7 protein-coding genes are annotated in these 13179 nt (G+C 35.6%); 5 read left to right on the forward strand and 2 right to left on the reverse strand.

The features are described 5' to 3' along the window. Window positions 1-48: 48 nt before the first annotated feature. Window positions 49-825 (forward strand): sulfite exporter TauE/SafE family protein, encoded by a 777-nt coding sequence (locus SM124_RS05885; RefSeq protein WP_322445576.1) that lies wholly within the window; start codon window positions 49-51, stop codon window positions 823-825. A 274-nt stretch (window positions 826-1099) separates the two neighbouring features. Here the strand turns inward: SM124_RS05885 and SM124_RS05890 are convergent, their stop codons facing one another. Then, a complete protein-coding gene (locus SM124_RS05890; RefSeq protein ID WP_322445577.1) occupies window positions 1100-1900 on the reverse strand; it encodes a GNAT family N-acetyltransferase in 801 nt (266 codons plus the stop codon). A 17-nt stretch (window positions 1901-1917) separates the two neighbouring features. Next, window positions 1918-3051 (reverse strand): amidohydrolase, encoded by a 1134-nt coding sequence (locus tag SM124_RS05895; RefSeq protein WP_322445578.1) that lies wholly within the window; start codon window positions 3049-3051, stop codon window positions 1918-1920. Between the two features lie 215 nt (window positions 3052-3266). Between SM124_RS05895 and SM124_RS05900 the strand changes: the two genes are divergently transcribed. The 4 genes from SM124_RS05900 to SM124_RS05915 all read left to right on the forward strand — a co-directional run bounded on the left by SM124_RS05900 (window position 3267) and on the right by SM124_RS05915 (window position 13114). Beyond that, the gene (locus SM124_RS05900) at window positions 3267-7184 is read left to right on the forward strand and encodes an ABC transporter permease subunit (protein WP_322445579.1); all 3918 of its coding nucleotides are present in this window, start codon (window positions 3267-3269) and stop codon (window positions 7182-7184) included. Window positions 7185-7398: 214 nt separating this feature from the next. Further along, on the forward strand, window positions 7399-11226 hold the full coding sequence (locus SM124_RS05905; protein WP_322445580.1) for an ABC transporter permease subunit: 3828 nt from the start codon (window positions 7399-7401) through the stop codon (window positions 11224-11226). A gap of 171 nt (window positions 11227-11397) precedes the next feature. Next, window positions 11398-12111: a response regulator transcription factor gene (locus tag SM124_RS05910; protein ID WP_322445581.1), complete on the forward strand. Its 714-nt coding sequence runs from the start codon at window positions 11398-11400 to the stop codon at window positions 12109-12111. Beyond that, window positions 12101-13114, forward strand: coding sequence for a sensor histidine kinase (locus SM124_RS05915; RefSeq protein WP_407691378.1), 1014 nt, complete (start codon window positions 12101-12103; stop codon window positions 13112-13114). Before SM124_RS05910 ends, SM124_RS05915 begins: the two co-directional genes overlap by 11 nt. Window positions 13115-13179 lie beyond the last annotated feature (65 nt).

Here is a 13179-nt window from a genome sequence, read left to right on the forward strand (position 1 = left end):
CATCAGGGGACCAAATTGGTTCCCTTTTATCTGAAAGGGGTCCTGGAAATGGATTTTACCTATATTATTACGATCTTTTTAATTGGGTTTATTGGTTCTTATATTTCGGGAATGCTCGGAATTGGCGGTTCGATTATTAAGTATCCGATGCTATTATACATTCCACCATTATTCGGTATAGCTGCGTTTACTGCTCATGAAGTTTCAGGCATTAGCGCAATCCAAGTATTTTTTGCAACTATCGGTGGAGTTTGGGCTTATCGAAAGGGTGGATACTTAAATAAAACATTAATTCTCTACATGGGGGTTAGTATTTTAATCGGTAGTTTTATTGGTGGATACGGATCTAAATTTATGTCTGAAGAGGGTATTAACTTCATATATGGTATACTGGCATTGATTGCAGCGGTGATGATGTTTATTCCGAAAAAAGGCATAGATGATATTCCACTTGATCAAGTTACCTTCAATAAATGGTTAGCCGCATTCTTTGCCTTAGTTGTTGGGACTGGAGCTGGAATCGTGGGTGCTGCAGGAGCATTTTTACTTGTACCGATTATGCTTGTTGTTTTAAAAATTCCAACACGCATGACGATTGCCTCTTCACTAGCTATTACATTCATCTCGTCCATTGGTGCTACAGTAGGGAAAATCACGACTGGACAAATTGATTATTTCCCAGCATTTATCATGATTATAGCGAGTTTAATTGCTGCACCACTTGGAGCGGTGGCAGGGAAAAAAATGAACACGAAGGTATTACAAGTTATTTTAGCCATCCTAATTTCAGCAACGGCTATTAAGATTTGGATGGATATTCTATAATCTAACAAAAACGGGTGATTGAATGGCTGACCATAAAAAGTGTGGAACTGGCACTTGAGGATTGAATCATCAAGTACCCCAAAAGAAGTGGCTTCCACCGATATGACCTGGGGTATTTGTCTGGCTCCTGGTAGGAGTTATTTATTTGATACAGAAGTGGTTTTTTTAGGATTTAAGTTGTTACTAGATAGAACAAAATAAGAGCGGGAAGGTAGTTAACCCCAAAAGTTAGTTTTTTACTCTAACTTTCGGAGGTCGGTACCGAACCCCGCTCTTATTTTCTTTCTAGTACATAGGAATACTGCTGCTGACTGATTTTAACTAAATCAGTAGCAATCCATCCAGTTTTAAAGTAATGAGTAAACACTTTCCCCGTGAACTCCCGCCATCTCACCGCTAAGTCAAAATCTTTTTGTTTAATTTCTTGAAAATTGCTAGGGACCGGAATGAAGATGGTATCTTCTAGTATATCTAAATTCATTTTATCTGGAACTAACACCCCATCTAGTACGCTGACGTTTATCGCTGAAGAAATACGGTCTACAGCAATCTGATTTCTGTGCCATACGTCCTTAACCCACCACTCTACGAGAAAACGGTCAGAAGGTAATCCGACGTTCATGCTATCGGCCATTTCTCCATATACGTTCTCCATGTAAGTGGAGCATATCGCACCGAGTTTATGTAGATTTAAATTTCCATTAACGGTTTCAAGGGGATCGTATGTCCATGTAATGAGCTCGTATCCTTTTTCAACTGCCCATTCCTTCTGAGCCATTTTTAACTTCATACCCATCCCTAGTTTTCGATAGTCTGGGTGAATGCCTAAACTATGCGAGCAGAGAAAGACTTTTTCTCCATCGAATCCAGGGAAACTGTATTGAAAGCCAATAAGTTTTTCTTCGTGAAATGCCCCTAGTACTAGACCACCATTTTTTAAAACAGCGACCATATGGCTCACAGGAACCGTATCATCTTCACTCCAGACTAGTCCCTCCAGTTGTCGAACGAGTGAAAGTTCATTGATATCCGTAATCGTACGAATAGTAATAACAGATTCTATTTCAATACTCATCTGTTCTCTCCTTTGAATTAACTCCACGTTTTCTGATCTGCTTCTAGCATTAAACTTGTTAAAATCTTTGTCCCGTAGATTAATGCTTCCTTGTTAAATGTCATTTTTGGATGATGTAATCCTGGTGTTAAGTCACAGCCTAGGCCAATTAGTGTAGCTACTATGTTTGGGTTTTTCAACGTATAAAAATGGAAATCCTCTGCTCCTGGTGAAACAAGAGTCGGTACAAAATTCTCTTCTCCAAGTGTAGCAACAATTGCTTTTTGAGCTAGTTTCATTGCTTCTTGATTTTCAATCGCAGCAGGGGAGAACTCACCTAGATTGTAGGAAATGGTAGCTCCTGTTACTTGTGCAATAGACTCAATCGTATGTTGTCCTTTACCAATTAACTCATCCATCGCCTCATTTGAATCTGCTCTTAAGTCAAACGTAAATCTAGCGGTTTCCGGGATTAAGTTCGATGCTTCACCAGAGTGGAGTTCTGTAATTTTGATCGAGTAACGTTTGCTATTTCTTACTCTAACTTGTTGAACAGCTTGAATGAGTAAGGATGCTACTTCAATTGGGTTGATCCCTTCTTCTGGGCGAGCAGCGTGTGCGGGTGTACCGGTAATGGTCCCTCTTAATGTAGCTGTTGAGCCATGAAGGATAACTGGAGATGCAACTCCATAGGGAATCTCAATTTTTGGTCGTAAATGAACACCTCCCAGAAACTTAACATTATTAAGGGCACCTTCTTTCATCATTTGCAGTGCACCTTCTGCCTTTTCCTCAGCCGGTTGAAAAATAAATCGGTATGTATGTTTCGGTTTTTCTAGTTTCGCTAACGTTAATGCAGTATGTAACACTAATGTACTGTGGGCGTCGTGGCCACAAGAATGATTGGCCTTTACCACTCCGTCTACTTCTTGCATTAAGGCATCCATATCTGCTCTAAGTGCGACTACTTTATTAGATTCACCTTTTATTTCAGCAATAAACCCAAAATGACCTTCAAACGTACGGACCTCAAGACCAGCCTCTAGAAGACGTTTTCTCAGGTAAAGAGAGGTTTGTTCCTCTTTCCAGCTTGGTTCAGCTAATTGATGTAAATCCTCATAAGTTTGTAAAATGATATCTCTATTTTGATCAATGATGGTAGTGTAATTCAAAGTGATGTCCCTCCCGAATTTCATTAGACTACTAAAATTATAGTATAGATTAGGTCTCCGTACAGACTTTGTTAAAAACTAAGGTGAGAACTAAGCTGATTTTTCGAAAATGGTATTGTTTTCCAAATATTACAAAAGTTATACTGTAATTATATACCAAATAGAGAAGGGGAATTTTATATTAGAACCGTATAAATAGAATAGGTTCAAAAGGGGTGGTCAATCTGAGTTTTATTTATAAGCAAATAAGAAATGTAGCATTATTAGTTGGAATTGGAGCCTTATTAATTTTTCTTACCGTTATTCCCAAGAATCCTGAACTACCGATGAATACTTTTGATTTAGCATTTATCTGGGAAATTTTCACTATGGTAGTAAAGGATATCGTGACAGGGGATGGGCTGGGGATATCTGAAAGAAATACTTATTATATGGATGAAGCCAATACCGCTTTTATACGTAGTTTAAAAATCCTTATCCCTGCTTTCTTCTTTAGTATTTTAATGGGTGTTTTCCTTGGGATTTTAAGCTATCAGTTCAGAAAAAAGATGATTGGAAAAGCGATCTACAATGTTCATTTATTATTTGTTTCTCTTCCAGATTTTTTTGCCTTTATTCTTATTCAATATGCCTTATTACTTGTTTATAGTCATGGTATCTTAGACCTGGATTTATTCGGGCATGAATATTGGTATAATGCACTTTTACCCATGGTATCATTAAGTTTATATCCAATTTTCTACCTATACAGAATTACAGCATCCACCATTGAGGATGAATCAAAAAAGGACTATGTAACTACGGCTCGTTCAAAGGGAAAGTCTGATACATATATCCTTTACACACATATGCTTTGGAACACGTGGGCAAGAATTATCACGAATATAAAAACGGTTACTCTTTATATTCTTACAAGTCTTCCGATTATTGAGTTACTTGGATTTTATCAAGGTATGGGGTATAAATTGTTAAAGTCCATACAGAGCAATGAGCTTATGATGACAATTGCTTTAATTTATCCCTATTTATTGATCATGTTTGTCGTTATGCTGATTTGCGATATAAGCTCTCATATTCTAGTGCCTGTTTCAGAGGACTCAAGCAAAGCTCTAAGACCAATGAGATCTAGGAATCTTAAAATCTTTATTCAGCAATTAAAGATGATAAGGTTTAAAGATTATTTTGATTGGTTGAATCCTAAGAGTATCATCTATCCGCTTTTATTACTTGGAGAAGAAATAGCTTATCGTTACAAAAGATTTACTATTTTAATAAAAACGATAAAATTAATGAAGTTTAAAGATTACATAGTTTGGTTTATTAGTAGATTCATAAACGTCTATTTGTTTGTGAAGCAGTATCCACTGTTAGTGTTCAGTTCTATTACTTTGATAGGCTTATTTGTTCTAGGTTTTGTAGGACCAAGCTGGTCATTTGTTGATAAGGAATTAACACCTTTTTTATTTGGTAAGAGTGATGAGGGAAAATGGATTATTCCACCTATCCCCCCGTCTAGTGAATTTTGGTTTGGAACAGATAAGGTAGGAAAGGACCTATTTAGCTTAATTATTTTAAGTACGAAAGAAACATTAATCGTCGTAAGTATTATCACGCTTCTACGTTTCATTTTAGGTGTTCCACTAGGTTATTTTGCTTCAAGAGGAAACATCATTTCTGCTTCAATTTTGCGGTTATTACAAACCCTTTTTTCTTATTTCCCGGTTTTGATTTTAATTATGTTAATCATGGCCATTCCATACTTACTACACAGCCAGGACAGAAAATATTATATGGTTCTTCTTTTAGCCATTGTTGAGGTGGGAAGGATTGGTCAAATCTATCGAGAAGAATTTGAACGAATTGGACAATTAGAATACGTAAAGGCCGGAATTGCTGCTGGAGCAACAAAAATGGGACTTTTAAGAAATTACTATTTTCCTTTATTGAATAAGCAATCCATTATCTTTGTTACAAACGATTTAGGAAGGTCATTATTCCTTCTCTCACAACTCGGATTTGTTTCTGTATTCTTATCTCATTTCGGATATCTTAGTGAGACAGGACAAAGGTTATTTAAAAATACTTCGTTAAACTGGCCGGTATTGTTATCAACGGCCTTACATGATATTAGAGCGAGCATCTGGATTCCATTTTTCGTTACCCTTTTTATTGCTATAACCATATTAACATTCAATTTTTTAGGGGAAGGATTAAAGAAATACTTTAATACTAAAACATTAAAAGTGAACTCTGCTGTTGTGGATGAAAGGGTAACTAGTGTAATAAAAGCATTAAAAGAGGTTCCTCCTAAAAAGGCTATGGCTGGTGCGGGAATCACCCTATCCATACTAATTGCAGGATTTATATTCTTAACACCTGAAAAGATAAATGTAAAAACTGTAAGCCTCCAAGTATATGCTTTAGAAAATGAAGAGCGGTCCGTTGAGAATCTTACGGCATTTGCAAAGGCTTATGGGTATATTCGATATTTTCATCCTAGTGAGGGAAGTACTCAGTTTGATTGGAATCGATTTGCGATATACGGTTCGAAGCATATAGTAAGTGCTGAAGATGATGAGCAGTTAAAAGAAAAACTTGGGGAACTTTTTAAACCAATTGCTCCAACTGTTCAATTTGGCATACTAGGAGAAGAACAGGAAAAAGTAGATTTAAACACTTCAGAACAAAATCCAAAGGGAAGGATTGTGAGTTATCAACATCAAGGTTCCGGACCAACGATTGATAATATTTCTGATAAAAAAGAAGAAAAGTCTTTATTTATTAGTAAAAAGGTTTCTACCAATCTAGATATGACGGATCAATCTTTGTTGTTATTTGAGCAGTTGCCTGAGAAGGATGAGATTGCTGAAGTGTATATTACAAAAAGTATTAAGGGGTATATCCCGTTAACTCTTTATGAAGAAGAGGGGATTGAAAAAGGGGAGGAACTAAATTCTTACCTAGAGGAGTTATCTGATAGTGTATTGGGAGAAAATGCTACATATGTAGCAAATACCATTATCGGCTGGAATAAGATTCAACATTTTTATCCATATATAGAAGATAAAAAAGCTTGGAATCAAGTATTAAGAACAGCCATTCAAAGGTCTTTACATGCTAAAAATGAGGCTGAATTTTACAAAACGTATCAAAAAATGTTGCTTCCTCTTAAAGATGGGCAAGCTGAAATCCTTTCTACTACGGTCCAGGATATTTATTTACCTTTTAGAGTAAAAGTAATTGAAGGTGAAGTAGTCGTTACAGCTGCTGCAGAGGATTCTCCAATAAAAATAGGGGATGTTATCAAAGAGAAGAATGGTAAAGTTGCTTTGGAGGCCCTTAGTAAAACAGCAAGTCTTGTATCTGGTTCAACACAATGGAAGGTGAATAAGGCTTCTAGGTTATTCATAACAGGAAAAGAAGGGGAAGAAGTTACTTTCAAATATGAGCACGAGGGGAAAGAAAGCCCCATTACTTTAACCTTTGATAGAAGTTATGATGAAATAGATCCTTATAATAGAAAAGAAGTAGTTAAGGAATTGGATAACAATATTTATTACGTGAATTTAGTGGGAACAAAGATGGATGATGTGAGACCATTTATAGATCAATTAGCTAAAGCAGATGGGGTCATTTTTGATGTAAGGGGAGTTCCTGATCCATCAATGAGAACGATGCTATCTCACTTAATTAAAAAACGTAGTAAATCTGGAACATTCCATATACCAAAAATTATTTATCCTGACTACAGTAGTGTTACATGGTTTAATAAAGAGGTAGAGAAGGATTGGACCATTAAACCAGAAAAACCTAGGTTTAAAGGGAATGTTGTATTCCTCGCATCAGAAGAAACCATTGGTGATGGTGAAGCTTATTTACAATTCGTAACCGAGAATAAAATAGGAAAAGTAGTAGGTAGGAAAACAGCGGGTGCAATAGGGCTTGTGAACTCCACTCCATTAGCAAAAGATGCGGTTATGAATATGACTGGTATGATTGTAAACAGAAAAGACGGTGAGACTTATCAAATAAGAGGACTGGATCCAATAATACCGGTTTTACAATCAATGGAGGATATTCGTGCAGGAAATGATTCGTTTATTGAGACAGCCTTTGAAGAACTTGTAAAATAGTGTGATAGTAACAACAGACCATCATTCAGCTTATGAAGCTGTGATGGTCTATTTTTGTGATTGAAGTTCTATTCTAATAATTCTAAATTTTTTAATAAAACATTGTCTTCCAAATATTACAAACGATATAATGGAATTTAAAAGAAACTATTTTACAAAGGGGAAGGAAAAGACGGACCAAAAAAAAGAAACGGTCCAAAAAGGGGCGGTCAATTTGGGTATTTTTTTGAAGCAAATCCGAAACATTGTATTACTAGCAGGGTTAGGCGTTTTATTAATTTTTGTTGGTGTCATTCCAAAAGGGATTGGGCCTGCACCACAACCTTTTGATTTAGAGTACAACATTGAGTCTACTAAAGATATTATAACCAACATTGTTACAGGTGAAGGACTAGGGAAAACAGAGAGGAATACTTATTATGTAGATGAAGCAACTACCTTATTTTTTAGAAGTTTAAAAATCTTCATTCCAGCTTTTTTTGTGAGCTTGGGTGTGGGAGTTTTACTAGGATTAATTCATTTTCAATTTAGGAATAGCTTCATCGGTAGAAGTATTTACGGTATTCATTTAACGTTTAGCTCTCTGCCTGATTTCTTTGCCTTTATTTTAATTCAATATGGTGGTCTATTAATTTATAGCCATGGAATATTGAATCTTGATTTATTTGGTCATGAACATTGGTATAATTCATTTTTACCAGTCATGAGTTTGAGTCTTTATCCCATTTTCTACATTTATCGTATTACATTTTCGACCCTTGAGGATGAATCGAAGAAAGATTATATCAGTACAGTTCGAGCAAAGGGTAAGTCTGATACATATATTTTATACACCCATATGCTTTGGAACACATGGGCACGGGTAATAACCAACATAAGAACGATTACATTGTACATATTAACTAGTCTACCCATTATCGAGTTACTAGCATTTTACCAAGGGATGGGTTATCGAATATTAAAGGCAGCACAAGAGGGCCAGGTTTATATGTTTGTTGCCTTGCTTTATCCATTTTTTTTAGTGATGTTCCTTGCCATGCTGCTAAGTGATCTATTTAAACATTTTTTAGTGCCTTTATCTGTTGAGTCCAGTCAAGCGCTTCGACCAATGAAAGCAAAGAAGCTAGGGAAATATGTAAGGAGATTTGTGGTTTGGTTTATGACCAAACTCATTAATGGCCTCTTAGTTTTAAAGAAGAACCCTCTATTTGTTTTTAGTTTAATCCTTATTTTGGGAATTTTGTACACTGCTGTTGCAGGTCCAAAATGGTCTGTAGTTGATACGGAGTTAGAGCCATTCATGTTTACTAAAAATGAGGATGGAAAATTAGTAGTTCCTCCACTAGAGCCATCAAGTGATTACTGGCTTGGTACGGATAAACTTGGGCGGGATTTATTTAGTTTAATCATACTTGGTGCGAAGGAGACACTCTTAATCATCACGATTATTTCCTTGGTTCGATTTATGATAGGGATTCCTTTAGGCTTCTTTGCTTCAAGGGGAAATTGGTTTTCGACTAGTATTTTACATGTTTTACAAATGATGTTTTCATTCTTCCCTGTCATCATTTTAGTGATGCTAGTCATGGCAATACCATTCTTTGCCCATACAGAAAGTCGAATTTATTGGATTGTTCTTCTCATGGCAATAGTAGAAGTGGGTAGAATCGGACAAATTTATCGGGAAGAATTTGAAAGAATTGGACAACTCGAGTATGTAAAAGCTGGAATTGCTTCAGGGGCAACGAAAATAAGATTGCTAAAGAATTATTACTTTCCACTATTAAAAAAACAGACGATTATATTTTTAACAAATGATTTAGGAAGATCATTATTCTTACTAGCGCAGTTAGGATTTATTTCTGTATTCTTATCACAAACATTAATTCTCACAGAAACAGAGGGTTATAAATTTATAAACACTTCGTTAAATTGGGCGGTTTTATTAGGGAATGCTTTAAACGATATTCGAGGAGCGATTTGGATTCCTTTCTTCGTCACTTTAAGTATCGCAATTACGATTCTTGCCTTTAATTTCTTAGGAGAGGGATTAAAACGCTTATTTGATAGTAAACCGCACAAAGTAACAAGTAGTTTAGTAGAAGAGAAGATTACTCTTATATTAGAATTAACTAAATGGTTTACACCTAAAAAAGTAATGACAGGAGCAGGATTCTCATTAGCGGTTATCGTAGCTTTATTATTCTTTTTGAATGAAAAGAACATTATTTTTAAGGATGAAAGCGTTCATGTGGCAGCAATAGCAGATGAAGAACGTGTGATTGATAATCTCGCGGCATTTGCTAAGGCATACGGATATATCAGATATTTTCACCCAAGTGGAGAAGGGTACTTTTTAGATTGGAATCGATTTGCTGTTTACGGAATTAAGCATGTACAAGATGCAGGCAATGAGAAGCAGCTACGAAAAAAGTTAGAGGAATTGTTTTATCCGGTTGCTCCTACCGTTCAATTTTTAAAGCCGGGAGAACAAAGCGATATCCCAGTAAATTCTGATGTACAGAATAATGCAGACTTAAGAGTGGCATTTATTCAACATGAAGGGGTAGGTCCTGATAGAGATATAATGGCCATGTTTAATCAAAGAGAGGAAGACGAGCCAAAAGAAAAACCTTTGTTTAGAAGTGTATGGACTACGACCGATTTTAAAATGAAGGATCAATCAAAATTAATTCATGAGCATTTACCAAAAAAAGATGAAGTTCTAGAAGTGAAAATAAGTGAGGACATTATTAGTTACATTCCGCTTACTCTTTATAGTGAAAAAGAACAATCAACCGTAGGGATGACAGATCCTTCATGGAAACAGCTATCTGATTTATATAAAGAGTTAGGAACGATTTCATTAGATAAAATGACCTTAGAACAAACTGAAACTTATCTAGCAAACACAATTATCGCTTGGAATAAGCTTCAACACTTTTATCCATATTTAAAAGATCGTGAAGGGTGGAGTAAAGAATTAAAACCAGCAATTAAGAGTGCATTGCGTGCAAAGAATGAAAAAGAGTTTCTAACAGGGATTAATACAATGATTACGGTTCTTGAAGATGGTCAAGCGGAGTTGATTGGAAATCGTGGTGGAGGTAGGTATGTCCAGTTGCCTTTCAGAATTAAATTAGTGGAAGGCAATGTTGTAGTCGTAAATGCACATCCAGATTCACCAATTAAGAAAGGTGATATGATTCTTGAGAAAGATAATACTCCTATAATAGATGTACTAAAAGAAGAAGGTAAATTAATTTCTGGTTCAACACAATGGAAAGTTAATAAAGCCTTAACTCTTGTAACGACCGGACGTCGGGGAGAAAGTAGCTCTTTTAAGTTTGTAAGAGATGGTAAAGAGGAATTCGTAAAACTAGAACAGGATCAGAACTTTGAAGCTTTAGATACTTACGGTAGAGTTGAAACGGTAAAAGAACTAGAAAACGGGATTTACTATGTAAATCTAGTAGGAACGAAAATGGATGATATAAAGCCATTAATTCCTAAACTAGCGAATGCAAAAGGAATTGTATTTGATATTAGAGGAATACCTGATTTATCTACGAAAAAATTATTATCGCATTTAATTAAGGAAAAAAGTAGAGGGGGGAATTATCGAATCCCACAAATTGTTTATCCTGATTATCATAATGCGATTTGGTTCAACAAAGATGTTGATAAACAATGGTCATTCAAACCTAAGGCTCCTACATTAAGTGGAAAGTGGGTTTTCCTAGCTTCGGAAGAAACGATTGGTGATGGTGAATCTTATTTACATTTTGTTACAGCAAATAAATTAGGTCAGGTTGTTGGTAGGCAAACAGCCGGTGCTAATGGTCTTGTAAATTCATCATCACTTGTAGGAGGGGCAACCTTAAACTTTACTGGAATGGTGGTACAGAAACAGGATGGTTCTCCTGCACATATTGTTGGAATAGAACCGAACGTACCAGTAATCTTAAGATTGGATGAGATAAAAGCGGGGAAAGATGTTTATATTGAAAAAGCCCTTGAGGTAATTAAAGGAATAGAATAGAAAAATAATTATTAGGGGTATTTTAGTAGTTAAAAGTCGAGGGATTTTACTGCTAAATGCCTCTTTTTCTATGCTTTGTAGTTACACAGAATTTAGTAGACTAGTGGATAATAATGTTAAAAGTGCTAAAATATGATTAACCTAATTTCAAATGAAAAGAGTTGTGCGTACATGGAGGAAATTAGAATTTTAATCGCCGATGACGAGGAAGAGATTAGAGGTCTATTGAAAAAGTATTTAGAAAGAGAACATTATAAGATTGATGAAGCTATAGATGGAGCCGAAGCACTCAAGCTATATAACCAGAATAGATATCAGTTAGTTTTACTAGATTTAATGATGCCCTCCATTGATGGAATTGAAGTTTGTCGAAAGATTAGGGAGAAGTCCAATATCCCCATTATGATGCTGACAGCTAAAGATGATGAGATTGATAAGATTCTAGGTTTGAGTATAGGGGCCGATGATTATATCACAAAGCCTTTTAGTATTCATGAAGTGGTTGCTAGAGTGAAAGCTTGTCTGCGTAGATTTATCGTGTTAGGCAGTGACGGGCATGGTCAAGAGGAATCTGTATTAACATTCAACCATATCAAAATTGATATGAAAAAAATACAGGTTCTAGTTAAGGGAGAGGAAGTTACTTTAACCGGTAAAGAGTTTGAATTGCTTAAATTTTTTGCCACCCATCCACAGCAAGTGTTTACAAAAACACAGATTTTTCGAAATGTATGGGATAGTAACTATATTGAGGATGATAACACGGTTATGGTACATATTCGAAAGCTTCGTATGAAAATAGAAGAAGATCCTTCTAATCCAAAAGTAATTCAGACTGTATGGGGGATTGGGTATAAGTTTACTGGTGATATTCATGAATCATGATGTTATTTCCTGGCTTTTCATGTTTCATTTAACGATATGTTCAGTGCTTATTGTTTTAGCATTTGTTCAAGAATCATTTCCTCTAATGAGTTTACTGATTTTGTTTTTCCTAAGTACAGTGATTATTTTTGTCAGTAGAGTTAAATCTAGAAAAAAGCTAGCAATCCTAAATAGGGAGCTGCAAAGAGCGATTAAAGGGAATGTGAAGACGAGATTGTTTGCTAATCAAGATACATTAACAAATGAGCTGATATTTTCGATAAATGAACTGATCGAAAAACTAGAGATAGTTCAAATCGAGAATATTCAAGCACAGGAGGCACGTAAACGTCTTTTGTCTAGTATCTCCCATGATATTCGGACTCCACTTACATCCATCATTGGGTATGTTGATGCGTTATCGGACGAGACTGTGGTTACAGAGGATGAGCGCCAAGAGTATGTAAATATCATCTCAAAAAAATCCTACCATTTAAAAGAACTCATTGACCAAATTTTTCAGATGGCGAAAATTGATGCTGATGAAGTTCCTATGAACTTTGAAAGAATGGATTTAGCAGAATGGACTAGAGAACTAGTAATTGATTTTTTACCAGAGCTTCAAAGAAATAAATTTCAATTGGAGTTGAAAATACCAGAGAAAAGTTGCTATGTGTTTGCAGACAAACTTAGTCTGTCCCGAGTGATTAGTAACTTGATTAAGAACGTCCTCTTGCACGGGAAAGAAGGAGAGTTTTTAGGAATAGAAATGAGTGAAACAAATGAAGAGTTTATTCTTCATATATGGGATAAAGGCCCCGGCATAGAAAAAGAAGATTATGAAAAAGTGTTCGAAAGAATGTATCGTAACGATCAGTCGAGAACTTTTACAGGCGGAAGCGGGTTAGGTCTAGCCATTACAAAGGCTTTACTTCTCAAAAATGGTGGGGAAATTTGGGTAGAAAGCATTCCGTGGAAAAAAACAACCTTCAGCTTTTCTATTCCAAAATTAAGAAACAATTAATAAATCGTTTAGCCGCAGTTAAGACCTTAAGCTTAAGATTTTATGTAAGCTAAAGGAAAGAAGGT

This window comes from Robertmurraya mangrovi (genome assembly GCF_034427655.1).
Classification (GTDB): domain Bacteria; phylum Bacillota; class Bacilli; order Bacillales; family Cytobacillaceae; genus Robertmurraya_A; species Robertmurraya_A mangrovi.

Coding starts and splice junctions, on each gene's coding strand:
- SM124_RS05910 (WP_322445581.1), top strand. CDS start 11,398: ATGGAGGAAATTAGAATTTTAATCGCCGATGACGAGGAAGAGATTAGA.
- SM124_RS05885 (WP_322445576.1), top strand. CDS start 49: ATGGATTTTACCTATATTATTACGATCTTTTTAATTGGGTTTATTGGT.
- SM124_RS05915 (WP_407691378.1), top strand. CDS start 12,101: ATGAATCATGATGTTATTTCCTGGCTTTTCATGTTTCATTTAACGATA.
- SM124_RS05890 (WP_322445577.1), bottom strand. CDS start 1,900: ATGAGTATTGAAATAGAATCTGTTATTACTATTCGTACGATTACGGAT.